Origin of the sequence: Amycolatopsis sp. MtRt-6 (genome assembly GCF_017308975.1) — a bacterium.
Taxonomy (GTDB): Bacteria; Actinomycetota; Actinomycetes; order Mycobacteriales; family Pseudonocardiaceae; genus Amycolatopsis.
In genome coordinates this window covers 116,784-142,166 of the sequence record NZ_JADWPD010000033.1, presented here as the reverse complement: position 1 = coordinate 142,166, position 25,383 = coordinate 116,784, and the positions used below count along the sequence as shown (strand labels likewise).

Below are 25,383 nucleotides of genomic sequence, written 5' to 3'. Positions count from 1 at the left end.
CTGGGGCGCCGGGGGCTGGGCGGGTGGCGCCGGCGGCTGCGGCTTCGGGGCCGGCGGCTCGGCCTGCTGCGCCGGCGGCGGCGCCGGGTTGGCGACCGGGATCTCCTGCGTCCCGCCGCCCGCGGTGAGCGCGATGACGACGGCCGCGACGATCGCCGTGCCGGACGCGGCGACCCCGGCGAACTGACGAGGCCCCGCGGCGGCCGCGGACGCCCCGGCCTTGCCGCCGGCGGCCGCGGCACCGATCGCTCCCGCGGTGGCCGCCGTGGCCGCGCTCGCCTTCGCCGCGCCGATGGTGGCGAGGTACCCGAGGGCCGCGCCACCCAGGACGATCGGGGCGATGATCGCGCGCAGGCCGCCGTTGACGTCGGCGAGCTCCGCGGCCAGCGCCCGGCACCGGTCGCAGTCGTCGAGGTGGCTCTCGACCTGTGCGCGTTCCCGCTTGGACAGGCCGTCGCGGGTCCACGCGCCGAGCCGCTCGGCGCAGGCCCGGCAGCGTTCCTCGGCGTTCTCCTGCAGGTGGACCTGCAGGTACGCCTGCCGAAGCCCCTCGCGGGCGCGGTAGGCGAGCGCGGAGACGCCGTTCGCGGTCAAGCCGAGCAGCGGCGCCACCTCGGCCGGGCTCTGCTGCTCGATCTCGGTGTGCCAGAGCACCGCCTGCCAGCGTTCCGGCAGCCGCGCGAACGCCTTGGCGGCCATCGTCCGCTCGAGGCCGGCGACCGCGGTGTCGGAGAACGGCACGGTCAGCGCCTCGGCCGCGGCGCCGCCGACCTCGGTCATGTCCTCGTTGAGGTCGACCCGGCGCTCCTTGCGCGTGCGGTCGTACGCGGTGTGACGGAGGGCAGTCAGCAAGTACGCCCGGAAGGCTGTGTCCGGACCCTTGCCGCCACGGAGCGTGTCGAGCACCTTGGCGAACGCCTCGGACACCAGATCGTCCGCTTCGGAGCTGGAGCGGGCCAGCTGGCGGGCCAGATTGTGGGCCGCGCCGGTGTGTCGTTCGTAGAGCGTGCCGTACGACGCGATCTTCCCGGAGCGGACCTCCGCGATCAGTTCGGCGTCACTCTTTCCGCTGAGATCGGCGGGAACGGTGGACACGGCACTCCTCGGTCGGCTAGGGCCAGGACCTGCCATTACAGGCCGATCCGGGACGCGAGACAAGTGTGACTGACCCACCCCCGGCGGTCACGTCGTGGTCGGCGTGATGACTCCGACGGCGGAGCAAAATCACCCACCCCCGGGCACGGAGGGGGAAAAGCTCCACGACAAAAACTGGTCAGTACGCGTCACGGTGTCCCCCGGGCCACGTCCTCACCGTGAAGCACCGAACAAGATCGTTGCGAACCGGACGAAAGGGGCGGGTGGCCAGTGGATGTTCCGGCTACGCGACCCGATTCCGGTGACACCCCGCCCACCCAGGCCGAGCGAGACGCCTCCCTGCGTGCGCTGCGGGCCCGCTGGCGCACGGCCAGCCTCGCCGCCGGCTGGCGGTTCCCCAGCGACTGGGCCCTGCCCGAAGTGGACGCCGTCTGCGCGGCCGTGATGGCCAAGGGCCGCGTCGAAGCCGCCGAAACCGCGCTGGCCGGGCTGGCCAGGGCCCGGGCGGCGGCCGGTGCCGGACTCGCGGAGACCCTCGCCGACCTCGCCGCGTTGCACGCCGTGCTCGGCCACGGCGGCGACGGGTTCGTCGCGCCGGACGTCGACGCCACGCCCGCGCGGCTGCTCCGGACCACGGCGCTGGCCTGGGCCGACGTCGCCACCGACCAGCTCGTGCACACCGAGGTCACCGACTCGCTGACCGGCCTGCCGTCGGCCGCCTACCTGCGCACCCGGCTCGCGGAGGTCTACCGCGCCGCCGCCGCGCGCGAGCGGCCGGCCGCCGACGACCACGTGCTGCTCGTCGTCTCGCTCGACCTCAGCGCCGTCGCCGGGTTCCCGCGGCTGACCGGGATGATCCTGGTCGCGGACGCGCTGCGGTCGGTGTTCGACAGCGGGCAGAGCGTCGCTTTGCTCGGCCCGTCCGTCGTCGCGGCCCTGGTCCCGAAGGACGAGCGGGTGGCTTCCCACGGTGTCGCGCTGCGCAGGGCGTTGCACGAGCGGCTGTCGGTCGACGCGCAGCTCGCTGACGTCGGCAGGCCGCGCGTCTCGGCGGTGCGGCTGCCGGCCACCCACGAGCTCGCCTGCGACCTCCTGGCCCACCTGGCGCGCGCGTAGAACACCGGAAAAGTCCGGTTTCGCCCGGACCCTTCCGACCGCGACCGGGCCGGTCATGATTTCCTGGTGCGGTGACCCGGACCGTTCCCACCGACGTCGACGGCGCTGTCGCGGCCAGACCTCAGCACCGGCTGGCCCTGCGGAAATCACTCGCCCGCCTGTCCGTCCGCCCGCGGTCGATCCTGATCCTCTCGGTGATCCCGCTGTTCGCGATCGGGTACGGCATCTACGGCTGGCAGCACGACTGGGTGCTCGGCGTCGACAGCGCGGTCTACCGGGCCGGCGCGCTGACGCTGCTGCACGGCGACTCGCTCTACGACGCCAACACGCTGCCCAACGAGCCGTGGTGGGCGCTGCTGCCGTTCACCTACCCGCCGACGGCGGCGCTGATCTTCGTCCCGCTCGCCGCGTTCCCGACGCAGGTGTCCTGGGGCCTGATCACGGCCGTCTCGCTGGTGGCGATGGCCCTGTCGATCCGGATCGCGATCGGCGCGCTGCCGCGGCCGGCCGCCGACGGGCCGCGCTGGTGGGCTTCGCCCGCCCGCTCGACCATCGTGTTCTTCCTGGTCTTCCTCGCCCTCGAGCCGGTGTGGCGGACGATCTTCCTCGGCCAGATCAACCTGATCCTGATGGCCATGATCATGCTGGACATCCTGGTCATCGGCGCCCGCGGCAGCCGGTGGGGCGGGGTGCTGGTCGGCGTCGCGGCGGCGATCAAGCTGACGCCGCTGGTGTTCCTCGGGCACCTGTTCATCACCGGCCGCCGCATGGACGCCATCCGCGGGTTCGCGACGTTCGTGCTGCTCCAGGGCCTGATGTTCCTGATCAACGCGCACGACGCGGCCAAGTACTGGACCGTGACCCTGCCGGACACCGGCCGGATCGGGCCGGTGCACTGGGCGGGCAACCAGTCGCTGAACGCGCTGATGAACCGGGCCACCGACCTCGCGCCGTGGGCGTCGAAGGCGGCGATGGGCATCGGGTTCCTGCTGGCCATCCCGGCGTTGTGGCTGCTGATGCGCTTCCACCGGAAGGGCCAGGCGCTGGCCGCGCTGCTCGTTGCCGCGTTCTGGACGCTGCTGATCTCGCCGATTTCGTGGACCCACCACTGGGTGTGGGTCATCCCGCTGATCGTGCTGCTGGTGTCGCGGCTGCCGAAGACCACCCCGAAGACGGCGTGGAAGCGCTGGGTCGGGACCGGTCTGGTGGCGTTCGTGTTCGTCAGCTGCGTGCTGCTGATCCTGCCGAACGGCCGCAACGTCGAGCTGCACTGGAAGGTGTGGCAGAACGTCCTGGGGGACGCCTACATCCTGATGCCGGTCGTGCTGGCCGCGGCGCTGATCCTGCGCTGGGGACTTCTCCGTCGAGCGCGGAACAGGGCCGCATCGGATGACCATGCCGACGTCGAAGCCGGCGTCTGAGGCGCGCACCGGCCGCCTGCTCGCCGGGGTTCTCGCGCTGCTCGTCCTGGCCTTCGGCGTGGTCGTCTGGCTGGCCGGGTGGCACGTGGGCGCGGACAGCGCCGTGTACCGCGCGGGCGCGCTGACCCTGCTGCACGGCGACCCGCTCTACACGCGGGACGTGCTGACCGCGCTGCCGGACTGGGTGCGGCTGCCGTTCACCTACACGCCGGCCGCCGCGCCGCTGTTCCTGCCGCTCGCCCTGGTGCCATCGGGCCTGGTCTGGGGCGTGATCGCGGTTTTGTCGGTGGTGGGTCTTATGGTCGTCATCACGGTGGTTTCGTCGCCGCCGGGGGGCTCATCGCTTCTGGGAAGAAGCTGGTGGGCGCTGCCGGTGGGAACGGCCATCGCGCTGGCGCTGGAACCGGTGTGGAAGACGCTGTTCCTGGGCCAGATCAACTTGATACTGATGGCGTTCGTGGTGCTGGACGTCCTCGTGCTCTCGCTGCGTGGGTCGCGCTGGGCGGGGGTGCTGATCGGCGTGGCGGCGGCGATCAAGCTGACCCCGCTGATCTTCGTGCCGCACCTGTTCTTCACGGGCCGGTGGAAGGACGGGTTGCGGGCCCTGGGCACGTTCGCGGCGCTCGAAGCGGTGATGTTCGCGGTCATCCCGGCCGACGCGGTGCGGTTCTGGCGGGATTCGGCGACCGACCCGAGCCGGGTCGGGTCGGTGCACTGGATCTTCAACCAGTCGCTCAACGGGCTGGTCAACCGGGCCTCCGCGCTGGCGCCCTGGTCGCTGGCGGTGGCGGTCGGGGTGGCGGCGGTGCTCGCCGTGCCGGCGGTGTGGCTCGTCGTGCGGCTGCACCGGCGTGGCGAAGACGCGGCCGCCCTGCTCGTGACGGCGTTCTACGGGCTGTTGCTGTCGCCGGTGTCGTGGTCACACCACTGGGTCTGGTGCGTGCCCTTGATCACGCTGCTGCTGGTGAAGGCCCGCTGGTGGGCCGCGGCGGCGGTCGCGCTGCTGTTCGTCTCGCAGGTCGTGATGCTCGTGCCCAACGGCGGGGATTCCGAGTTCCGCTGGGGCCTGGGCTGGTCGGTCCTCGGCAACGTTTACGTGCTCGCGGCGGCGGCCGGGATCCTCGGGCTGGCGGCGCGTGAGCTTCGTCTGGTCCGGCGGTCGCCGCAGGTGGTCACCGTTTAGGCTGATCGGCGCTATGGACAAACACACCGGTCTGCCCATCGTGGGCATGGTGGGCGGCGGCCAGCTGGCCCGGATGACCCACCAGGCGGCGATCTCCCTCGGCCAGTCCCTGCGCGTGCTCGCGGCGGGTGAGAACGAAGCCGCGGGGCTCGTGGCCGGCGACGTCACGCTCGGGCACCACACCGACCTGGACGCGCTGCGGAAGTTCGCGGCCTCGGTCGACGTGCTCACGTTCGACCACGAGCACGTGCCGGGCGAGCACCTGCTGACGCTGGCGATGGAGGGCCACGTCATCCGGCCCGCGGCGAGCGCGCTCGGTTTCGCGCAGAACAAGCTCGTGATGCGCGAGATGATGGCCGGGCTGGGCGTGCCGGGCCCCGCGTTCGCCGAGGTGTCCACTGTAGATGACGTCGTGGCGTTCGGCGGCGAGCACGGCTGGCCGGTCGTGCTCAAGGCGGCGACGGGCGGGTACGACGGCCGCGGCGTCTGGATGCTGGACACCGCGCAGCACGCGCGCGAGACCGTGCCGGAGCTGCTGGCGGCGGGCACGGCGCTGCTGGTGGAGGCGAAGGTGGCGATGCGGCGGGAGCTGTCCGCGCTCGTCGCCCGCTCGCCCTTCGGCCAGGGGGCGGCGTACCCGGTGGTCGAGACGGTGCAGACCGGCGGCATCAACACCGAGGTCCTCGCCCCGGCGCCGGGGCTCGACGACTCGCGCGTGCACGAGGCTCAGGACCTCGCGCTGCGGATCGCGGCGACGCTGGACGTCACCGGGCTGCTCGCGGTCGAGCTGTTCGAGACCGACACCGGGCTGCTGGTGAACGAGCTGGCCATGCGCCCGCACAACTCCGGGCACTGGACGATGGACGGCTCGCGCACGTCGCAGTTCGAGCAGCACCTGCGGGCGGTGCTCGACTACCCGCTGGGCCGCACGGACCTGGTCGCGCCGGCGTGCGTGATGGCGAACGTGCTGGGCGCGCCGGAGCTGCCGGAGATGGGGCCGGACGAGCGGCTGCACCACCTGTTCGCGCGGTACCCGGAGGCGCGGGTGCACCTCTACGGCAAGCAGGAGCGGCCGGGGCGCAAGCTCGGGCACGTCAACTTCACCGGCGAGCGCATGGACGACCTGCGCAACCGCGCGCTGCTTTCGGCGCACTGGCTGTCCCACGCCGTCTGGCTCGACGGCTACGAAATCCACTGACGGGAGAGGTCGGTATGGCGCCGCAGGTGGGCGTGATCATGGGCAGCGACTCGGACTGGCCGACGCTGGAGGCGGCGGGCGCGACGCTGGAGGAGTTCGGCGTCGAGTACGAGGTCGGCGTCTACTCGGCGCACCGCACGCCCCAGCGCATGCTGGACTACGCGACGTCGGCGGTCGCCCGGGGCCTCCGGGTGATCATCGCGGGCGCGGGCGGCGCGGCGCACCTGCCGGGCATGGTGGCCTCGGCGACGGTGCTGCCGGTGATCGGCGTGCCGGTCCCGCTGAAGTACCTCGACGGGATGGATTCCCTGCTGTCGATCGTCCAGATGCCGGCGGGCATCCCGGTGGCCACGGTCTCGGTGGGCGGCGCGCGCAACGCGGGCCTGCTGGCCGTCCGCATCCTGGCGGCGTCGGACGAAGGCCTGCGGGCGAAGCTGGCGAAGTTCCAGGCGGACCTGGAGAAGCTGGTCCTGGACAAGGACGCGGCGCTGCGCGAGAAGGCCGGTCACTGACCGAGCCGTTCGCGGCGTCCGTTCCCCAGCTCGCGAGCAGCCCGCAGAGCGCGGGCGATCGAGCCGAGCACCTCCGCCGACAGTTGCGCCCGTCGCCCTGCTCCAGCCGCGTGTAGTACGCCACGGAAACCCGGCGAGCTGGGCCGGCTCCTCGCGGCGCAGCCCCGGTACGCGGCGGTACCGCCCGAAGTCCGGCAGGCCCATGTCCGCCGGCTTGAGCCGGGCCCGGCGGGTGCGCAGGAACTCGCTGAGCTCGGCACGCCGGTGCTGACCGGCCCGCCCTAGCCCAGGTCGCCGATCAGCTGCTGCCTCAGCTCCCGCTTCAGCACCTTGCCGGCCGCGGACACCGGGATCTGCTCGACCACGCGGATCTCGCGCAACCGCTTGTAGGGCAGCACCTTCTCGTTGACCGCGGCCATCAGCTCGTCGGCGTCCAGCGAGCCGCGGGGGACCACGAACGCCACCGGGAGCTCGCCGACCTCGGGGTCGGGGCGGCCGACCACCGCGGCCGCCGCGACGTCCGGCATCGTGACGAGCAGCTCCTCGAGCTCGCGGGGGAAGACGTTGTACCCCTTGTACAGCAGCATGTCCTTCTTGCGGTCCACAATGGACAAGTAACCGTCCGCGTCGACGATGCCGATGTCGCCCGTGTGGAGCCAGCCGTCCACCAGGGCCGCCGCCGTCTCGTCCGGGCGGTTGCGGTAGCCGAGCATGATCTGCGGCCCGCGCAGGCAGACCTCGCCCTTCTCACCCGGCGGGAGCGGGTCCTCGCCGCCCTCGGCCGGGACGATCTTGACCTCCGTGTCGAAGATCGGCACGCCCACCGAGCCGACCTTGCGCGTGCCCGACCGGTACGTCGGCGAGATCACCGCGCCCATCGTCGCCTCGGTGAGGCCGTAGCCCTCGGCGACCACCACGTCCGGGAACCGCTCGCGCAGCGCGTTGATCATCGCGTGGTTCATCGGTGCCGCACCCGAGCCGATCGCACGGACCGACGACAGGTCGGCGGTGTGGAACGACGGCGTCGCGAGCAGGGCGGCGAACAGCGCCGGCGCGCCCCCGATGCCGGTGATGCGGAGCCGTTCGGCGTCGGCGACGTACGCCGCCGGGGCGAAGCGGGTGTGCAGGACCATCGTCGTCCCGGCGATCACCGCCGCGTTGAGGCCGCCGATGATGCCCATCGCGTGGAACCACGGTGTCAGGTTGATCGCGACGCCGGTGCCCAGCCGCGACGGCCACTCGTCCGCGCTGCCGATCTGGTCGATCGTGACGTCGCCGCGGGCGTCGAGCGCCGGCACCGAGCCGGTGCCCCAGCAGGCGTGCTGGAGCGTGTTGACCACGACGTTGCGGTGCGACAGCCGCACGCCCTTGGACCGGCCGGTGGTGCCGCCGGTGTAGGCGAGGTGCGCGAGGTCCGCGTGCACGTCGAGCTCGAGGGCGGGCGGCGTCTTCGGCTGCCCGGCGTGGAACGCCTGGAACTCGACGGCGCCCTCGGGCAGGTCGCCGGTGGGCTGGACGACGACGGTGAACCGCGCCGGGATCCGGTCGGCGACGCTCGCTAGGGCGCCCGCGACCGGGCCGGACGTCACCACGGCGGCGGCCTCGCAGTCGGTGAGCTGGAAGGCGAGGTCGTCCGGCGGGAGCAGCGGGTTCGCCGGGCTGAAGGTGGCGCCGGCCAGCAGCGTGCCGTAGTAGGCGACCGGGAAGGCCAGGCAGTTCGGCAGGTGCAGCGCCACGACGTCGCCGCGGCCGATGCCGCGTTCGCGCAGGGCGTTGGCGAACCGGCAGGCGGCGCGGTGGGTCTCGGCGAAGGTGAGGCTGTGGCCGTCGTGGGCGAAGGCGGTCCGGTCACCCCAGCGCGCGGCAGCCGCCGCCAGGATCGAACCGACCGGGACTTCGGGGTAGTCGAGGGAGGCGGGCAGACCGGGCGGCGTCGTCGGCGCGGTGAGCGGCATCACTCGACCATACGAATTCTGCGGTCAACGCCACAAGGACGACGTAGGTGAACGAGCGCTAACATCGACCGAACCCCTCCCGACGTTGCAGAGAAGGTGACCCGAAGTGACCGACGGCCTGTACCAGCTTGCCGAGGAGCACGAGGAGCTGCGGGCCGCGGTCCGGGCTCTGGCCGAAAAGGAGATCGCGCCGTACGCGGCGGAGGTCGACGAAAACGAGCGCTACCCGATCGAGGCGTACAACGCGCTGGTCAAGTCGGGGTTCAACGCCGTCCACATCGGCGAGGAGTACGACGGGCAGGGTGCGGACGCCGTCGGTGCCTGCATCGTGATCGAAGAGGTGGCGCGGGTCGACGCGTCGGCGTCGCTGATCCCGGCCGTGAACAAGCTGGGCACGCAGCCGATCATCCTTTCGGCTTCCGAGAGCCTCAAGAAGCTGGTGCTGCCGTCGATCGCGTCCGGCGAGGCTTCGGCGTCGTACGCGCTGTCGGAGCGTGAGGCCGGCTCGGACACCGCCTCGATGCGCGCGCGGGCCCGGCTCGACGGCGACCACTGGGTGCTGAACGGGACCAAGTGCTGGATCACCAATGCCGGTGAATCTTCCTGGTACACCGTGATGGCGGTGACCGATCCCGACGCCGAGAAGAAGGCCAACGGTATTTCGGCTTTTGTCGTGCACAAGGACGACCCGGGTTTCTCCGTGGGGCCGAAGGAGAAGAAGCTCGGGATCAAGGGTTCGCCCACCCGGGAGATCTACTTCGAAAACTGCACCATTCCCGAGGACCGGATCATCGGCGAGCCCGGCACCGGCCTGAAGACGGCGCTGCGGACGCTGGACCACACCCGCCCGACGATCGGCGCGCAGGCGCTCGGCATCGCGCAGGGCGCCCTCGACGCGGCGGTGGCGTACGTGAAGGACCGCAAGCAGTTCGGCAAGTCGATCGCCGAGTTCCAGGGCGTCCAGTTCATGCTGGCCGACATGGGGACGAAGATCGAGGCGGCCCGTCACCTGGTGTACGCCTCGGCGGCCGCGTCCGAGCGGGGGGACAAGCGGGCCGGGTTCATGGCTTCCGCGGCGAAGGCCTACGCGTCCGACATCGCGATGGAGGTGACCACGGACGCCGTCCAGCTCTTCGGCGGCGCCGGGTACACCCGCGACTTCCCGGTGGAGCGCATGATGCGCGACGCCAAGATCACGCAGATCTACGAAGGCACCAACCAAATCCAGAAGGTCGTCATGGCCCGCGCCCTGCTCAAGGGCTGAGCACCGGATTCCAGCGACGCCCCTGGCACCCGCGCGGTGCCGGGGGCGTCGGCTTTTACCAGGCGAAACGCGGCAGGAAAATCACTCACCAGGGGGAGCACCGAACAAGTTACTCGCGCGTTAAACCTGCGGTGACGCGGGTCACCATCGGTTCACAGAGAGGTGAAGCGGATGGGCGCAACGACGCGCAGGTGGCTCACGGCAGTCGCGGTCACGGCACTGGCGCTGGCACTGGGGGCGGGAACCGGTCACGCGGCCGAAAAAGAGCCCACCGGGCCCGTTCAGCCCACCATCCTCACCGCCGCCGGCTACTCGCTCGCGGCTCCGACCATCGCTCCTCCCGGGGCCAATGACTGGACCTGCCGGCCGAGTGAGCGGCATCCGAATCCCGTCCTGCTCTCCAACGGGACCACCGCCAACGCCTACGAAAACTGGGCCGGCCTTTCGCAGAAGCTCGCCGACGCCGGTTACTGCGTCTTCGCCGGGAACTTCGGTGGTGCGCCCGGGGCCTTCCTGCAAACCGTCGGGCCCGTTGCCGACACCGCGAAAGCGCTTGCCGCCTTTGGGGACAAGATCCTCGCCGCCACCGGGGCTTCGAAGCTGGACGTCGTCGGGCACTCGCAGGGCGGCATGAACGTCCGGTACTGGATCAAGTACCTCGGCGGTGCCGGCAAGATCAGCCGGCTCGTGGGGCTTTCGCCCTCCAACCACGGGACCGATCTCTTCGGGCTGCTCAGCACCCTCCAGCGGATCCCGGGGGTGCCCGCCGCGCTCGGGACCGTTTGCCAGGCCTGCAACGAACAGGCCGTCGGGTCGGCGTTCCTCACCGACCTCAACGCCGGCGGGGAAACCGTGCCCGGCATCCAGTACACCGTCATCCAGACCCGCTACGACGACGTCGTGACGCCGTACACGAGCGCCTTCCTGGCGCCCGGCCCGAACGTCAGGAACATCCTCCTCCAGAACGTCTGCGGGCTCGACTTCACCGACCACCTCGGCATCACCTACGACCCCGTTGCCGCGGGCCTCGTGCTCAACGCCCTCGACCCCGCGCACGCCAAGACCCCGCCCTGCGTCCCTGTGCTGCCCGTCATTTCCTGAGTTTCGCCACATGAGACATAACCCACCGCCGGGGCGTTTTCGCGCTCCGGCGGTGTCACCCTCGACTCATGTACTGGCCGGTTCCGGCGTCCTGGACGCCCCACGACGAAGCCGAGCTGGTCGCCGGCTGGCGGCTGTGGCTCGAGCTGTCCGATCGCGCCTGGCCCACCGCCGCCTGGGACGGGACCCCGGGTGGTGCCGTGCGGCAGCTGCGCGACCTGCTCGCCGCCTGCGACGAGATCGAGACCGCCTACCGGGCCGCCGCCGAGGTGCCGTCGCCCGGTTTCCTGAGCCTCACGCAGGGGCTCGCCGTCACCGCGGGCTCGGCCATCTCGCTGTGGTTCGACGACTTCGCCCCGCTCGACGGCGAACGCGCGGCCCTGCTGCATGAGGACCTCGTGCGCTTCGCCGAACAGGCGGAACAGGTGCTGACGCTGCTTGCCGTCAACGGCGGCTGGGCGGGACTCGACGAGGTGCGCCGCCGCCCCGCGTGAAAGCCGGATGAGAGAGTTCTCATCCGGCCCTCACGGTCGCCTCACCGCCGGCCGGAACCGTGGCGGGCATGAACCGCAAGACCGTCGCACTGGCCGCCGGGGCGCTCGCCGTGGTCGTCGCGGCCGGGGTGGGTGCCGTTCAGGCGACCTCCGCCGCCGTGCCGCCCGATCTCGGCCCGCCGATCGTCGCCCCCGCGGGTGGGGGTGCGCCCGCGCCCGCGGACGGGGGTGCGCGGCCCGTGCCGCCCCAGGTGGCCGGGGACGACCGCGACGTCGATGATGACCGGGTGCCCGACCTCGACGACGTTTTCGACGCTGCTCGCCTTCGGGGGTTCCGGGTGGCGGAGCCCCCGGCCCGGGACGAAGTCCCGGATGTCACTGAGCCGTGAGTGCCCGCGCCCGCATCCTCGGCTGGGTGCTGCTCGTCGTGCTCCTGGCCCTCGCCGGCACGCTCCTCGCCACCCGCACCGTGCTGCACAACCAGCTCGACCAGCGGCTCGACGCCGAGATCTCGCACGAGTCGAGCAAGCTGCGCGCCTACCTCGCCACCACCGATGCCACCACCGGTGCGCGCCCGCCCGACGTCGACGCGGTGCTGCACCGCTACCTCGAACGCAACCTCCCCGAACAACACGAAACGTTCTTCTCGCTCGTCGACGGCGCCGCCGCCCGGCGCAGTGCCGTCGAACCGCCCGTGCGGCTCGACACCGATCGCGCGCTGGTCGCCGAGCTGGCGCAGGCCACCACGCCGCGCTACGGCACCGTCGAAACGGCCGTCGGTTCCGTGCGGTACGGCGTTCTCCCCGTCTCGGTCGAGGGCGATCCGCAGCGGGGCGCGCTGGTCGTCGCCGAGTTCGTCGACCACGCCGCCGGGCAGATCGACGACGTCCTCCGCGTGATGGCCGCGATGTCGGGCGCCGCGCTGGTGCTGGCCGGCCTGATCGGCTGGCTGGTGGCCGGGCGGATCCTGGCGCCGGTGCGCGAGGTGCGGCTGGCCGCCGAGCAGATCGGCGAATCCGACCTGACGCGGCGCATCGACGTCCGCGGCTCCGACGACGTCGCCGCGCTGGGCCGGACCTTCAACACGATGCTCGACCGGCTCGAGCGGGCCTTCGCCGACCAGCGCGAGTTCATCGACGACGCCGGGCACGAGCTGCGGACGCCGATCACCATCGTCCGCGGGCACCTGGAGCTGATGCGGGACGACCCGGAGGACCTCGAAGTGACGCGCCGCCTGGTGCAGGACGAGCTCGGCCGGATGCAGCGCATGGTCGACGACCTGCTGGTGCTGGCCAAGTCCGGCCGCCCGGACTTCCTGCAGCCCGGCGCGGTCGACCTCGCCGACCTCACCGTGGAGACGCTCGCCAAGGCGCGCCCGCTGGCCGAGCGCGCCTGGCGGCTCGACGAGGTCGCCGAGACCACCGTCCGCGCCGACGGCCAGCGGCTCGTCCAGGCCCTGCTGCAGCTGGTGGCGAACGCCGTCCGGCACACCGCGGCCGGGCAGGAGATCGCCGTCGGCTCGGCGGTCACGGCGACGTCCGTGCGCCTGTGGGTCCGCGACACCGGCGAAGGCGTCCCGCCGGATTCGCGGACACGCGTCTTCGAACGGTTCAAGCGCGGCAGCAACGCCGCCGGCGACGACGGCGCGGGGCTCGGCCTGCCGATCGTCGCGGCCATCGCCGGGGCGCACGGCGGCACGGTGCACCTCGACAGCGAGCCGGGCGAAGGCGCCCGGTTCACCGTCGAATTCCCCCGGGTGTCCACAGTGGAGGCAGTACGGTGACCAGCATCCTGGTGGTCGAGGACTCCGCCCGCATCGGCGCCTTCGTGGAGAAGGGCCTGCGCGCCAACGGGTTCGCCACGCACTGGGTGCGGACCGGTGCGGCCGGCCTGACCGAAGCCCTGACCGGCGCGCACGACCTCGTCGTCCTCGACCTCGGCCTGCCCGACCTCGACGGCGCCGACCTGCTGAAGGCGCTGCGCGCGGCCGGGCGGACCACGCCGGTCGTCATCCTCACCGCGCGCGACAGCGTGCTCGACCGCGTCGCCGGGCTGTCCGGCGGGGCCGACGACTACCTGTCCAAGCCGTTCGCGTTCGAAGAGCTGCTGGCCCGCATCCGGTTGCGGCTGCGCGGGCCCGCCGACGCCGAACCCGCGGTGCTGCGCGCCGGGGACCTCAGCCTCGACCTGCGCACCCGGCGGGCGTCCGTCGGCGACGCGGAATGCGACCTCACCGCGCGGGAGTTCGCGCTGCTGGAGACCCTGCTCCGGCACCGGGGGCAGGTGCTGTCGCGGGAACAGCTGCTGGGCAGCGTGTGGGGGTTCGACTTCGACCCGGGGTCCAACGTCGTCGACGTCTACGTGCGCTACCTGCGCCGGAAGGTCGGCGCGGAACGCATCGAAACGGTGCGCGGCATGGGGTACCGGCTGCGCGCCGTCGAATGAGGACGCTCTCATCCGGCTCTCACGGCCCTCTCCCGCCGGGCCACCACAGTGGTTCCCATGACACAGACACTCCTGCACCTCGCGGCGGACCTCGTGGTCGCCGTCCTGCTCGCCTTCGGCCTCTACGCCCGGCGCCACGACCGCCGTGACCTCGCCTGCGCGTACCTGGCGCTGAACGTCGGCGTCTGCGCCGCCGTCGCCCTGCTGCTGGCGGTGCCCGCCGCGAGCGCGCTGGGCTTCGGCCTGTTCGGCGTCCTGTCGATCATCCGGCTGCGCTCGGACTCCATCACCCAGCAGGAGGTGGCGTACTACTTCGTCGCGCTGGTGCTGGGCCTGGTCAACGGCATCCCCACCGCGGACTGGCGGCTGGTGCTGCTCTTCGACGTCGTGCTGCTCGGCGTCCTGTACGTCGCCGACCACCCGGCGCGCGCGGGCGGGCCGGTGCGCCGCACGCTGGTCCTCGACACGGTGCACCCGGACGAGCGGACGCTCGTCGCCGACCTCGAAGCCCGGCTGCGCGGCACGATCGTCCGGCACCAGGTGTCCGAAGTGGACTACGTGCGCGAGGTGACCGTGGTCGACGTCCGGTTCCGGCCGCATCCCGCCCCCGAGCGCGTGGCGGTGCCGCGGTGACCGCGCCGGACCGGCCGACGGCGGTGGTCGCCACGGTCGCCGCGGGCCTGCCCGGGCTGTCGCTGGCGGAGGTCGTCGCCGGCAGCGAGCTGATGAGCCGCGCCGACCGCAAGTACGTACTGCGCCTGCCGGACTTCCTCGCCGTGGCCGACGTGCTCGGCGACCGGCTGCTGGCCCTCGACATCGGCGGGCGGCGGTCGTTCGCCTACTCGTCGACCTACTTCGACACGCCGGACCACGCGGTGTTCCGCGCCCACCGGCAGGAGCGGCGGCGCCGGTTCAAGATCCGCACCCGCACCTACGCCGACACGGCCGACACCTACTGCGAGCTGAAGCTCAGCGGCCGCCGGGAGGAGACGGTCAAGCGGCGGCACCCGCACCCGACCGCCGCCGCGGACGTCCTGACCCCGGAAGCCCGGGCGTTCCTGGGCCGCGAGCTGGCCTCCGCGGGACTCGCCCTGCCCGGTTCGCTGCTTCCGGCCCTCGTCACCGGGTACCGGCGGAGCACGCTGGTCACGGCCGACCGGCGGACCCGGATCACGTGCGACACCGCCCTCGTGTGGACGGCGGGTGCCCGGGCGCGCCCGGCCGCCCGGCAGCAGGTGCTGCTGGAGGTGAAGTCGGCGACCGAGCGCAACGCCGTCACCGAGACGCTGGCCCGGCTGCGGCTGCGCGAGACGTCGGTGAGCAAGTACTGCGCCGGGGTGGTCGCGCTCGGCCTGGCCCCGGGCGGCAACCGGTGGCTGCCCGTGCTGCGCCGGCTCGGCTGAACCACCACCGGTAGCCGCTCGGTCGCGCAGCCGGGCCCCGATCGTCCCAACGCCGCAGCGAATTGGGCCGCTCAGCCCAGCGCTTCCCGGCCGGGCGTGGGTACTCCAGGAGGCATGAACCGGACAGAGGCCACCGCCGAAAGAGGCGAGAAGAGCAACACCGCGCAACTGCTCGGCCGCGCCGGCATGGCGTGCTACGGCGTCGTACACCTCATCATCGCCTCCCTCGCCCTGCAGGTCGCCTTCGGGGACAACGAGCAGGCCGACCAGAAGGGCGCGCTGGAACAGATCGGCTCGACGGCGTTCGGGCAGGTCCTGCTCTGGATCGTCGCCATCGGGCTGGTCGCCTTCGGGCTGTGGCAGTTCCTGATGGCCGCCACCGGCTACGACTGGGTCAGCGGCGGGAAGCGGACGCGCAAGCGGCTCGGCGCCGCCGCCCGCGGGGTCGTCGTGCTCGTGCTGGGCTTCACCGCCTTCCGGCTCGCCACCGGCAGCGGCGGGGGCGGGTCGAGCAGCCAGAAGCAGCAGGAGTTCACCGGCAAGCTGCTGTCGCTGCCGGCCGGGCCGGCCCTGGTGGTCCTCGTGGGGGCGGCCGTCCTCGGCGTGGCGATCGCCGCCGCCGTCAAGGGCGTGAAGCAGAAGTTCCTCGAAGACCTCAACACCACGGAGCTGCCCGGGCGCAGCCGGCGCTGGGTGGGCTGGCTGGGCACCACCGGCTACCTCGCCAAGGCCGTCGTCTTCACCGTGGTCGCGATCCTGCTGGCGATCGCCGGGTTCAACGCCGACGCGCACAAGGCCGGTGGGCTGGACGCCGCGCTCAAGACGCTCGCCGCCCAGCCCTTCGGCCCCGTGCTGCTGATCGTGGTGGCGCTCGGCCTGGCCGCGTTCGGGGTCTACTGCTTCGCCGCGGCCTGGGCGCACAAGCGCTAACGCCGGGCCACCTGCGCGAGGTACTCCTTGCGGTCCAACGGGTTCTCGCCGGTCCGCGGCCGCACCGGCGGCGGACCGGGGCAGGGCCGGTAGTCCTCGAACTCGCTGAAGAACACCGCCTCACCCTGGCCGAGGGCGGGCAGGGCCTGCTCGAACTCGTGGACGTGCGCCGCCGGGATGGTGCCGTGCAGCGTGCACGACGTCGGCCCGGCGACGGGCTCGCCGGGCACCGCGCGCAGCTCCGCGAGCTTGCGCAGCACGGCGCTGACGGCGTGCGCCGGGAGTTCGAGCTCGAAGCGGTGCACCGGCTCGTACACCCGCGTGCCCGCCTGGTGCAGCGCCGCCATCAGCACCAGCGGCGTCAGGTTGCGGAAGTCGGCCGCGACGCTGTTCGGGCTGTAGAACGCGGTGTGCGTCAGCGTGACGGCGGTGTCGAGAACCTCCCAGCCGTACAGGCCCTGTTCCAGCGTGGTGCGGACGGATTCCTCGATCGCCTTGTGGAACGCCAGCGGCAGCGAGCCCAGCTCCACCGACAGGCCGAACGTGACGCCGGAGCCCGGCGGCCCCGGCTCGACCCGCAGCCCGACCGTGGCGAAGAAGTACAGCCGCTGCCCGGGATCCAGGTCTTCGAACGCGGCGCCGGTCCCGGCCGGTTTTTCGACGTACAGGGTGCTCGTCCGCTCGAAGGTGACGTCGATGCCGGCGCCGTCGGCCAGCATCGAGCGCAGCACCTGCTTCTGCACTTCACCGTAGAGCCGCACCGAAATGTCGTGGTCCCGGCGGCGGACGTCGATCAACGGGTCCTCTTCGGACAGCCGGGTCAGCGCCGTGTACAGGGCGGCAGCCTGCTCACTTCGGACCGGCCGCACCACTGTCTCCAACGTCGGGGGTGCGAAAACTCCGCCGCGGGCGGCGGCGCCGGGGGAGCCGAGCCGGTCGCCGATCCGGACCTCCCGCAGCCCCGCACCCGGGCGACGTCCCCGGCGAGCGCGACGTCGTCGTCGGCGGTCCGGACGGCCGACACCCGGCCGGTGAACTCGGTTTCGCCGCGGTAGAAGGAAATCCGCTGGTGTGGCGCCAGTGAGCCGGAGTGCAGCCGGGCGTAGGCGATCTTCTCGCCGGCGCGGCCGCGGTCGATCTTGAACACCGTCGCGTGCAGCGGCCCGTCACCGGTGCGCTCGGTTGCCGGGAGCAGCTCGGCCATCGCCGTCACGAGGTCCGCGACGCCCGCGCCGGTGATCGCGGAACCGGCCAGGACGGGGTGCAGCTCGCCGCGCGCGACCTGGCGGATCAGTTCGGCGCGGCACTCCGCTTCGCCGACGTTGCCGTCCACATAGGATTCCAGGAAGGCGTCGTCGCCGTCGGCCAGCAGCTCGCTCAGCTCGTCGGGCGGCGCGGACAGCGCGACCGCCCGCGGTGCCAGCTTCGCGCGGATGTCGCCGAGCCGGTCGCGGGCGCCCGGCCGGTCGGTCTTGTTGACGAAGATCAGCGTCGGAATGCCGAGGCGGCGCAGCGTCCGCATGAGCACGCGGGTCTGCGCCTGGACGCCTTCGACGGCGGACACCACCAGGACGGCGCCGTCGAGCACGCGCAGAGCCCGCTCGACCTCGGCGATGAAGTCCGAGTGGCCCGGCGTGTCGATCAGCGTGATCCGGGTGCCGCCGGTCACGAAGGAGACCACCGCCGAGCGGATGGTGATGCCGCGGCGGCGTTCGAGCTCGAGGGAGTCGGTCTGGGTGTCGCCGCGGTCGACGCTGCCGAGGCGGTCGATGACGCCCGCTTCGAAGAGCAGGCGCTCGGTCAGGCTGGTCTTACCGGCGTCGACGTGCGCCAGGATGCCGATGTTCAGGGTTTTCACGGTCGTGGGAGGTCCTCTGTGATGCGGGTGACAGGCCGGGCAGGACGGTCTGTCGGCGCATCGGGGTCTCCTCACGGTCGTGGACGCAGGTCAGGGTGAAGATAGCCGCGGTGGGAGGGCGGGCGGAACCGAATTTTCGCGCCTGTCGGTTTCCTGTCGATCACCGTCCGGAGCTTCGGATGGGGGTGCCCGGTGCCCTACTTTGGGTCGGGTCAGTTGAAATTTCACCTACCGGGGAGCTGAAACCGGATGTTCGGACGATTCAAGGACGTGGCCCTGTTGCTGGGGAGGATCGGCGTCGCGGTCGTCTTCCTCGCGCACGGGCTCCAGAAGTGGAACAACGGCATCGACGGCACGGCGAAGTTCTTCGAGATGACGGGCATCCCGCTGCCCACGGTCGCCGCCGTCTTCGCGATCGCCGTCGAGATCCTCGGCTCGGTCGCCTTCATCGTGGGCTTCCTGCTGCCGCTCGTCGGTCTCGGCTACGTCGTGATCTCGGTCGGCGCGCTGCTCTCGGTGCACATCGACAACGGCCTGACCGGCGAGGGCGGCTACGAGCTGGTCCTGGTGCTGGCGCTCGCCGGGCTCGCCCTCGGCTTCAACGGCGGCCGGCTCTCGCTCGACCACCTGCTGTGGGGACGCAAGCGCGCCCGCCGCGACGCCGAGGTCGGCGAACTGCAGAACGCCTGACATCGCACCTTTCGTGAAGGCCACCTCGGGTGAGGTGGCCTTCACGCGTTCACGCGGGGAGGTCCGCCGTGGTGCGTTCCGCGTCGCGGCGGGCCCCCAGCTTCGCCGGGTCCGCGTTGCTCACGTGGACCAGGTGGGCGCCCGCGGCGAGGGGGACGAGCAGGCCGTCGAGGATGCCCTCGGGTTCGGTCCAGTCGCGGGTGGACAGCACCCGGTCGGCCGCCGTGAGGCCCAGTTTCGCCGCGCGGGCCCTGGCTTCGGCCAGCACCTCGTCCACAGTGGACTCGAAGAGGGCGGCCGCGGTGCCGGGCACCGGGAAGAGCGGGCGGTACTGGTCGCCCGCCAGCCGCGCCTCGCTCAGGTAGTCGAACGCGCCGCCGCCCGGCGGTTCGGCGAGGCCGCGGCCCATCGGGTCCAGCGTGACGACGGCGGTGGCCGCCGCGCCGGTCGGCTCCGGGTCGTCCGGCCCGACGAACGCCACCCGCGCCCCGGCGCCCTCGGTCACCACGCGCGCCCCGCACCACCACGCCCCGAGCAGCACGCCGACGGTCTGCCAGTGCGCCGGGAGCTGCACCGCCACGGCGTCGCCCGGCTCGACGTCGAACTCCTCGGTCAGCCAGTTGGCCGTCTTCGCCGCCCAGTTGGCGGTGGTCGCCACGGACAGCTCGACGCGGCTGCCCAGCTGGTCGTCGTAGTGGGTGATCAACGGTTGGGCGGCCGGCAGCGGGCGCAGCAGCTCGTCGGTCAGGCTCATGGGACAAGGCTAAGGCGCGGACCAGGCGCCGCGCCGGTTGACACCGGCTGATCGGTCTCAGTAGGTTTGCTTTGCAAGCAAATCTATTTTGAGAGCTGGGGGAAACCATGACCATTCTCGTCACCGGGGCCACCGGACACGTCGGCCGCGCGGTGGCCGACGCGCTCGTCTCCGCAGGTCAGGACGTGCGCGCGTCGAGCCGTGACGCCGCGAAGCTCGACGTTCCGGACGGCGTCGCGAAGGTGAGCGCGGACCTGGAGGACGCCTCGACGCTGGAGGCCGCGCTCGACGGCGTCTCCAAGGTCTTCCTGTACACGCGGCCGCAGGGCATCGAAGGCTTCGTGAAGGCGGCCGAAGCGGCCGGGGTGCGGCACGTCGTGCTGCTGTCGTCGGCCGCGACGCTCGAACCGGATGCCGCCCACAGCCGGATCGCGGGGCTGCACCGCGCGGTCGAGGAGGCCCTGGCCGCGGCGCCGTTCGCCTCGACGGCACTGAACCCGGGCGCCTTCGCGACGAACACGCTGGGCTGGCGCGCGGACATCGCCGAAGGCGTGGTCCGCACGGCATACCCGGACTCGCGGACCGGGGCGATCCACGAGCGGGACATCGCCGACGTCGCCGCCCGGATCCTGATCGACGGCTCACACGCCGGGGTGTCGCTCGCGCTGACGGGTCCGGAGCCGATCTCGTTCCGCGAGCAGGCCGAGGTGCTCGCGGACGTCCTCGGCCGGCCGCTGCGGGTCGAAGAGCTGACGAAGGAACAGGCGATCGAGCGCATGCTGGCGCTGGGCTGGCCGCCGGACGTGCCGGAGTCGGTCCTCGGCGTCTGGGAGCGGACGACGCGGGAGCCGTCGCCGGTGACGGACCTCGTCCGTCAGGTGACGGGGAAGGCACCGCGGACGTTCCGGCAGTGGGCGGAGGACCACCGCGCCGACTTCAGTTGACGCAGGGGACTCCGGGTGAGGCTTCGAGCAGCGGCGCCGCGGCGGGGGCGGCGCCGCTGCCCGAGCCGCCGCCGGCTGTGGGGGCGCCGGTTGCCGGGGTGTGGGCCACCGCGAAGCCGCCGCCCGAACTGCCGCCCGCCGGGGCCTGGGGCGTCGACGCCGGCGCCGGCCGGCCCGCCAGGCCCGCCACGAACTCGCGGACCGCCTTCAGGTCGACCTGCACGATGCTCTGCCCGTCCGGGCTCCGGCCGTTCGCCGTGACCACCGGGATCGTCGCGAACGTCAGGTCGCCCGAGGCGATCCCCTTCGCCTGCTGCGCGAACTGCAGCAGGTCGAGGCCCGGGTCCAGGGTCAATGACCGGTGCACGGCGTCCATCAGGTCGTTCAACGTGCCCGGGCTGGCCAGCGTGCCCGCCGAGAGCACCTGGCGCAGGGCCGACGACAGGAACGCCTGCTGCCGCACGATCCGGTCGAGGTCCCCGCGCGGCAGGTTCTTGCGCTGCCGGACGAACGACAGCGCCTCGCCGCCCGAGACCGTCTGCTCGCCGCGGCGGAAGTTCGCGCCGGAATCCTTGTCCTCGGTCGCGTGGTTCAGGCACACCTTGACGCCGCCGAGCGCCTCGGTCAGCAGGTAGAAGCCCAGCAGGTTGATCTCGGCGTAGTGGTCGATCCGCACCTGCGTCAGGTCCTGCAGTGCCTGCACCAGCACCCGGCGGCCCTCGGTGTCGGAGTCGCGCTCGATCTTCGCCTGGTCGCGCTCGCCCTGCCCGCGCAGCGCCTGCGCGAAATGCGCCTTCGCGATGCCGTACGCCGAGTTGATCTTCGCCTCGCCGCGGCCCGGGACGGCCGTCCACGTGTCGCGCGGGATCGAGACCGCCGACGGCTTGCTGCCGTTCTTGGGGATGCGCAGCAGGATCATCGTGTCGGTGTTCACCGCGCCGTTGTTGGCCTCGGTGCGCAGCTGCCGCAGCACCCGCGCCGGCAGGGCGTTGCCCTGGGCGTCCGTGCGCGCGTCGCTGCCGACGAGCAGGATGTCCTCCGCGCCGTCGTCGGCCGGTGGTGGCGCGGGCTCGCCGGCCCGCGGGGTGAGCGCGTCGGTCGTCGGGACCGTGCTCTGGAGCTGGTCCTTGGTGACGTAGACGTAGCCGCTGGCGCCGAGCGCGAGCAGCGACACCAGGCCGACCGCCACCCGGCGGCTCACCCGGCCGACGCGGCGAACCCGGGACGGACCCGGCTTCTCCCGCGGGAACGGAGACGGCTTGAAGTCGTCGCTCTCCGTCACCGGATCGGCGACTGCCTCCGGTTTCTCCTGGTCATCTGCCACGCCCGCTTACCTCCCCCGAACACCCTGCGTACGCAGTCTAGTTGACGCAGGGGACGCCGCCCGCCGTGATCGGCGGTGCGGCGGGGGTGGCGGGCGCGGACGTGGCGGGCGGCTTCGCGGGCGACGACGTCGGCGCGCCACCCGGGCCGGCGGCCGAGTTCCGCATGTCCTTGCCCAGCAGCACGCGCACGTGCCCGGCGGGGACGTCCCGGTCCGGCTCGGCCTGCGCGGTGGTGCCCAGTGCCTGCTTGACCAGGGCGGGCGCGGAATCGTCGGCCGGGTTGTACCGGACCACGGTGGTGTTGCGCGTGCTCAGCTTCTGGTCGGCGGCCAGCGTGAAGCCCTTGCCCTGCAGCATCGCGTGCAGCTGGCCGGCCAGCGCCGGCGAGCCCGAGCCGTCGAACAGCTCGACCGTGACGGCCTTCGCGCCGGGCAGCTGCGCCGACGTCGGCGCCGCCGGGGTTTCGCCGTCCGACGTCAGCCGCGCCACCTCCGCCGCCACCTGGGCCGGGTCGACGCGCAGCACGTCGGCGCCGCCGATGTTCGCGTTGCCGAGGGTCGGGATCGTGTGGAACTCGATGTTGCCGCCGGTCAGGCCGCGCATCTGCTCGGCGAACTCCGTCAGGTCCCAGCCCTGCGAGAGCACGACGGACTTCTTCACCGCGGCCACCAGGTCGGCGATCTTCACCGGGCTGGTCAGCACGTCGGTCGAGATGACCTTGCGGGCCAGCCCGGACAGGAACGCCTGCTGCCGCGCGATCCGGTCGAGGTCGTAGTTGGGCAGGCCGTAGCGCTGCCGGACGAACGCGAGCGCCTGCACGCCCTCGATCGTCTGCTGCCCGCCCGGCAGGTCGACACCGGACTTCGCTTCCTTGACCGGGCCCTTGAGGCAGACCTCGACGCCGCCGATCGACTTGGTGATCTCGTAGAAGCTCGCCAGGTTGACCTCGGCGTAGCGGTCGATCATGCCCGGCTTGCCGATGAACTTCTCGATCGTGGCGATGAGGTTCTTCCGCCCGGCGACCTTCGCCTGCGCGTCGGCTTCCTTCAGGTCGGTCATGCCCTGGCGCTGCAACGCCCGGTATTTGTCCGTGTACGCGTAGACGAACGCGCTGTTGAGCTTGTGCTTGCCGAAGCCGCCCGCCAGCTCCACCCACGAGTCGCGGGGGAACGAGAACGCGATCGCCTGCTTCCCGTTCTGCGGGATGTGCACGAGGATCATCGTGTCGGTGTTCAGCTCGCCGTCGGAGACGCCGGCGTGCAGCATGTCGAGCACCTCGCGGGGCAGCGGGTTGCCCTGCGCGTCGGTGCGGCTGTCCTGGCCGACCAGGAGGATGTCGACCGCGCCGTCCAGCGGCTTCGCGTGCGCCTCGGTGTCGGCGAAGACGTTCGTGGTGGTCAGCCCGGTGTTCGGGTCGCCGATGTAGTGCCAGCCGTACCAGGTCACGGCCAGGATGGCGACGGACAGCACGGAAATCACGACCTTGCCGCCGCGGCGCGCGAGGGCCGCGGCGCCGTGGCTGGTGTCCTGCCTTCGGCGCGCCGGGACGGTCGGCGCAGGCCCTTCGGTCACGCGCTTCCTCCCCTGTGAGCCCCGTGCTTCCCCCAGGACACCGATGTGTCTCCAGCAAGACTCTACTGAGGGTGTTGTGGGACCTCCGTAGGCTGGGGGCGGAACGGCCCCGTCCGGGGCGCGACGAAAGGCGGGATTATGCGGGTCCTGGTCACCGGTGGTGCGGGCTTCATCGGATCGCACTACGTCCGGCAGGTGCTGACCGGCGCTTACCCGGCGCTGGGCGACGCCGAGGTGGTCGTGCTCGACAAGCTCACCTACGCCGGCAACGAGGCCAACCTGGCCCCGGTCGCCGCCGACCCGCGGCTCGAGTTCGTCCGCGGCGACATCTGCGACACCGCGCTGGTCACCGACGTCATGCGCGGAGTGGACCTGGTCGTGCACTTCGCCGCCGAGTCGCATGTGGACCGCTCCATCCTCGGCGCCGCCGACTTCGTGCTGACGAACGTGCTCGGCACGCAGAACCTCCTGCAGGCGGCACTGGAGGCGGGCGTCGGCAAGTTCGTGCACGTGTCCACCGACGAGGTCTACGGCTCGATCGAGCACGGCTCGTGGACCGAAGACCACGTGCTGGAGCCGAACTCGCCGTACTCGGCGTCGAAGGCGTCGTCCGACCTGGTGGCGCGGTCGTTCTTCCGCACCCACGGGCTGCCGGTGTGCATCACCCGGTGTTCCAACAACTACGGTCCGTACCAGTTCCCGGAAAAGGTCATCCCGCTGTTCGTCACCAACCTGCTCGACGGGCGGAAGGTGCCGCTCTACGGCGACGGGCTCAACGTCCGTGACTGGCTGCACGTGGACGACCACTGCCACGGCATCCAGCTGGTCGCCGACGGCGGGCGCCCCGGCGAGATCTACAACATCGGCGGCGGCACCGAGCTGACCAACCGCGAGCTCACGGAAAAGCTGCTGGACGCGCTCGGCGCGGGCTGGGACAGCGTCGAGCCGGTCGAGGACCGCAAGGGCCACGACCGCCGGTACTCGGTGGACATCACGAAGATCACCGAGGAGCTGGGGTACGCTCCGCGCGTGTCCTTCGAGGACGGTCTGGCCGCGACAGTGGCCTGGTACACGGACAATCGCGCGTGGTGGGAACCGCTGGCGGAGCGCGCCGCGCTGAAGAAGTAGAGGATGGGCCTGTGCGGCTGACAGTGCTCGTGCCCGGGGGTTCCGGGCAGCTCGGCCGGGATCTCGCCGCGCTGGCTTCCCCTTCGGTGGAGGTCGTGGCCCCGGGTTCCGCCGAGCTGGACGTGACCCGGACGAGCGAGGTGCTGGCGTCCGTCGGCGCGCTGGCCGAGCGGGCCAGGGAAGCGGGGTCGGCGCCGGTCGTCGTCAACGCGGCGGCGTACACGGCCGTCGACGCGGCGGAAACCGACGAGGAACGCGCGTTCGCGGTCAACGCCGACGGCCCGCGCGTGCTCGCCGCGGCGTGCGCGGCCCGGCGGGTGCCGCTGATCCACGTGTCCACGGACTACGTCTTCCCCGGCGACGCTGCCGCGCCGTACGAGCCTTCGGACGAGCTGGGCCCGCGGTCGGCGTACGGCCGCACGAAGGCGGCCGGCGAGGACGCGGTGCTCGGGTCGGGTGCGGCGTCCTGGGTGGTGCGGACCGCGTGGCTGTACGGCAGGTCGGGGTCGAACTTCGTGAAAACCATGGCGCACCTGGAGTCCACCCGGGACACACTGTCCGTTGTGGACGATCAGGTGGGCGCTCCCACGTGGACGGCCGACCTGGCCGAGGGCCTCTTGGAGCTGGCTTCGCGCGTGGCCGCTGGGGAGGGGCCGCGGCAGCGGATCCTGCACTGCACCAACGCGGGTGCGGTGAGCTGGTGCGGGTTCGCTCGCGCGGTCTTCGAGCACTTGGGCGCGGACCCGTCACGGGTGCACCCGTGCACGACGGCGGAGTTCCCGCGTCCGGCGGCGCGTCCGGCGTACTCGGTACTGTCCCAGGCTTCGTGGGTGGAGGCGGGGCTTACGCCGCTGCGGCCGTGGGACGAGGCGTTGGCCGCCTACTTCGCGGCCGAGTAGGCCCAGACTCAAGCGCCCCAATGTGGCGGGGGGGGGGGGGGGGGCCCCCCACCCCCCCCCCGGGGGGGGGACCCACCACACACCCCCCAAACGGGG

25 protein-coding genes and 1 pseudogene are annotated in these 25,383 nt (G+C 72.2%); 18 read left to right on the top strand and 8 right to left on the bottom strand.

Going from position 1 to position 25,383, the window contains the following annotated elements; genetic code table 11:
* Positions 1 to 1,095: sigma-70 family RNA polymerase sigma factor (locus I4Q55_RS39830; protein ID WP_206795700.1), on the bottom strand; the 1,095-nt coding region annotated here is incomplete at its 3' end.
* 270 nt (positions 1,096 to 1,365) lie between these two features.
* Between I4Q55_RS39830 and I4Q55_RS39825 the strand changes: the two genes are divergently transcribed.
* The 5 genes from I4Q55_RS39825 (at position 1,366) to purE (ending at position 6,525) form a co-directional block, all read left to right on the top strand.
* A complete protein-coding gene (locus tag I4Q55_RS39825) occupies positions 1,366 to 2,211 on the top strand; it encodes a GGDEF domain-containing protein (RefSeq protein ID WP_206795698.1) in 846 nt (281 codons plus the stop codon).
* Positions 2,212 to 2,282: 71 nt separating this feature from the next.
* A complete protein-coding gene (locus tag I4Q55_RS39820; RefSeq protein ID WP_206795695.1) occupies positions 2,283 to 3,632 on the top strand; it encodes a glycosyltransferase 87 family protein in 1,350 nt (449 codons plus the stop codon).
* Positions 3,607 to 4,815 carry a glycosyltransferase 87 family protein gene (locus I4Q55_RS39815; RefSeq protein ID WP_206795693.1) on the top strand — a complete coding sequence of 403 codons (1,209 nt, stop codon included), beginning with the start codon at positions 3,607 to 3,609 and terminating at the stop codon, positions 4,813 to 4,815. The genes I4Q55_RS39820 and I4Q55_RS39815 overlap by 26 nt, the downstream gene beginning before the upstream one ends.
* A gap of 13 nt (positions 4,816 to 4,828) precedes the next feature.
* Complete coding sequence (locus I4Q55_RS39810) at positions 4,829 to 6,013, top strand: 5-(carboxyamino)imidazole ribonucleotide synthase (protein ID WP_206795691.1); 1,185 nt, start codon at positions 4,829 to 4,831, stop codon at positions 6,011 to 6,013.
* Between the two features lie 14 nt (positions 6,014 to 6,027).
* Positions 6,028 to 6,525 (top strand): 5-(carboxyamino)imidazole ribonucleotide mutase, encoded by a 498-nt coding sequence (purE, locus tag I4Q55_RS39805; RefSeq protein ID WP_206795690.1) that lies wholly within the window; start codon positions 6,028 to 6,030, stop codon positions 6,523 to 6,525.
* A gap of 41 nt (positions 6,526 to 6,566) precedes the next feature.
* Here the strand turns inward: purE and I4Q55_RS49800 are convergent.
* A pseudogene (locus tag I4Q55_RS49800) lies at positions 6,567 to 6,765 on the bottom strand (helix-turn-helix domain-containing protein); the annotation flags it as partial.
* Between the two features lie 41 nt (positions 6,766 to 6,806).
* Complete coding sequence (locus I4Q55_RS39800; RefSeq protein ID WP_206795689.1) at positions 6,807 to 8,480, bottom strand: class I adenylate-forming enzyme family protein; 1,674 nt, start codon at positions 8,478 to 8,480, stop codon at positions 6,807 to 6,809.
* Between the two features lie 106 nt (positions 8,481 to 8,586).
* Here I4Q55_RS39800 and I4Q55_RS39795 point away from each other — a divergent pair, with 106 nt between their 5' ends.
* From I4Q55_RS39795 to I4Q55_RS39755, 9 genes are all read left to right on the top strand, one after another.
* On the top strand, positions 8,587 to 9,744 hold the full coding sequence (locus I4Q55_RS39795; protein ID WP_206795688.1) for an acyl-CoA dehydrogenase family protein: 1,158 nt from the start codon (positions 8,587 to 8,589) through the stop codon (positions 9,742 to 9,744).
* A gap of 171 nt (positions 9,745 to 9,915) precedes the next feature.
* On the top strand, positions 9,916 to 10,845 hold the full coding sequence (locus I4Q55_RS39790; protein WP_206795687.1) for a triacylglycerol lipase: 930 nt from the start codon (positions 9,916 to 9,918) through the stop codon (positions 10,843 to 10,845).
* Positions 10,846 to 10,913: 68 nt separating this feature from the next.
* Positions 10,914 to 11,339 carry a hypothetical protein gene (locus tag I4Q55_RS39785; protein ID WP_206795686.1) on the top strand — a complete coding sequence of 142 codons (426 nt, stop codon included), beginning with the start codon at positions 10,914 to 10,916 and terminating at the stop codon, positions 11,337 to 11,339.
* 68 nt (positions 11,340 to 11,407) lie between these two features.
* Positions 11,408 to 11,728 (top strand): hypothetical protein, encoded by a 321-nt coding sequence (locus I4Q55_RS39780; RefSeq protein ID WP_206795685.1) that lies wholly within the window; start codon positions 11,408 to 11,410, stop codon positions 11,726 to 11,728.
* Entirely contained in the window at positions 11,725 to 13,122 is a 1,398-nt protein-coding gene (locus I4Q55_RS39775) for a cell wall metabolism sensor histidine kinase WalK (RefSeq protein ID WP_206795684.1), read from the top strand. Before I4Q55_RS39780 ends, I4Q55_RS39775 begins: the two co-directional genes overlap by 4 nt.
* Positions 13,119 to 13,784 (top strand): response regulator transcription factor, encoded by a 666-nt coding sequence (locus I4Q55_RS39770; RefSeq protein ID WP_206795683.1) that lies wholly within the window; start codon positions 13,119 to 13,121, stop codon positions 13,782 to 13,784. The genes I4Q55_RS39775 and I4Q55_RS39770 overlap by 4 nt, the downstream gene beginning before the upstream one ends.
* 57 nt (positions 13,785 to 13,841) lie before the next feature.
* Positions 13,842 to 14,417 carry a DUF4956 domain-containing protein gene (locus I4Q55_RS39765; protein ID WP_206795681.1) on the top strand — a complete coding sequence of 192 codons (576 nt, stop codon included), beginning with the start codon at positions 13,842 to 13,844 and terminating at the stop codon, positions 14,415 to 14,417.
* Entirely contained in the window at positions 14,414 to 15,187 is a 774-nt protein-coding gene (locus tag I4Q55_RS39760) for a VTC domain-containing protein (RefSeq protein ID WP_307793438.1), read from the top strand. Before I4Q55_RS39765 ends, I4Q55_RS39760 begins: the two co-directional genes overlap by 4 nt.
* A 114-nt stretch (positions 15,188 to 15,301) precedes the next feature.
* Positions 15,302 to 16,117 carry a DUF1206 domain-containing protein gene (locus I4Q55_RS39755; protein ID WP_206795679.1) on the top strand — a complete coding sequence of 272 codons (816 nt, stop codon included), beginning with the start codon at positions 15,302 to 15,304 and terminating at the stop codon, positions 16,115 to 16,117.
* On the opposite strand, the gene I4Q55_RS50810 is transcribed toward I4Q55_RS39755, so the two are convergent.
* On the bottom strand, positions 16,114 to 16,986 hold the full coding sequence (locus I4Q55_RS50810) for a hypothetical protein (protein ID WP_307793437.1): 873 nt from the start codon (positions 16,984 to 16,986) through the stop codon (positions 16,114 to 16,116). The genes I4Q55_RS39755 and I4Q55_RS50810 overlap by 4 nt on opposite strands.
* Entirely contained in the window at positions 16,938 to 17,975 is a 1,038-nt protein-coding gene (locus tag I4Q55_RS50805) for a GTP-binding protein (RefSeq protein WP_307793436.1), read from the bottom strand. The genes I4Q55_RS50810 and I4Q55_RS50805 overlap by 49 nt, the downstream gene beginning before the upstream one ends.
* Before the next feature lie 249 nt (positions 17,976 to 18,224).
* On the opposite strand from I4Q55_RS50805, the gene I4Q55_RS39745 reads away from it, so the two are divergent.
* Positions 18,225 to 18,665, top strand: coding sequence for a DoxX family protein (locus I4Q55_RS39745; RefSeq protein WP_206795677.1), 441 nt, complete (start codon positions 18,225 to 18,227; stop codon positions 18,663 to 18,665).
* Between the two features lie 49 nt (positions 18,666 to 18,714).
* On the opposite strand, the gene I4Q55_RS39740 is transcribed toward I4Q55_RS39745, so the two are convergent.
* Complete coding sequence (locus tag I4Q55_RS39740) at positions 18,715 to 19,419, bottom strand: TIGR03089 family protein (protein ID WP_206795675.1); 705 nt, start codon at positions 19,417 to 19,419, stop codon at positions 18,715 to 18,717.
* Positions 19,420 to 19,526: 107 nt separating this feature from the next.
* On the opposite strand from I4Q55_RS39740, the gene I4Q55_RS39735 reads away from it, so the two are divergent.
* Entirely contained in the window at positions 19,527 to 20,363 is an 837-nt protein-coding gene (locus I4Q55_RS39735) for an NAD(P)H-binding protein (RefSeq protein WP_206795673.1), read from the top strand.
* Here the strand turns inward: I4Q55_RS39735 and I4Q55_RS39730 are convergent.
* Both I4Q55_RS39730 and I4Q55_RS39725 read right to left on the bottom strand, forming a co-directional pair.
* On the bottom strand, positions 20,356 to 21,687 hold the full coding sequence (locus tag I4Q55_RS39730) for an LCP family protein (protein ID WP_206795671.1): 1,332 nt from the start codon (positions 21,685 to 21,687) through the stop codon (positions 20,356 to 20,358). The genes I4Q55_RS39735 and I4Q55_RS39730 overlap by 8 nt on opposite strands.
* Positions 21,688 to 21,724: 37 nt before the next feature.
* Positions 21,725 to 23,260 carry an LCP family protein gene (locus tag I4Q55_RS39725; RefSeq protein WP_206795669.1) on the bottom strand — a complete coding sequence of 512 codons (1,536 nt, stop codon included), beginning with the start codon at positions 23,258 to 23,260 and terminating at the stop codon, positions 21,725 to 21,727.
* A 138-nt stretch (positions 23,261 to 23,398) separates the two neighbouring features.
* Here I4Q55_RS39725 and rfbB point away from each other — a divergent pair, with 138 nt between their 5' ends.
* Both rfbB and rfbD read left to right on the top strand, forming a co-directional pair.
* Positions 23,399 to 24,388, top strand: coding sequence for a dTDP-glucose 4,6-dehydratase (gene rfbB, locus I4Q55_RS39720; RefSeq protein WP_206795667.1), 990 nt, complete (start codon positions 23,399 to 23,401; stop codon positions 24,386 to 24,388).
* Positions 24,389 to 24,399: 11 nt separating this feature from the next.
* Complete coding sequence (gene rfbD / locus I4Q55_RS39715; protein WP_206795665.1) at positions 24,400 to 25,287, top strand: dTDP-4-dehydrorhamnose reductase; 888 nt, start codon at positions 24,400 to 24,402, stop codon at positions 25,285 to 25,287.
* Positions 25,288 to 25,383: the final 96 nt, after the last annotated feature.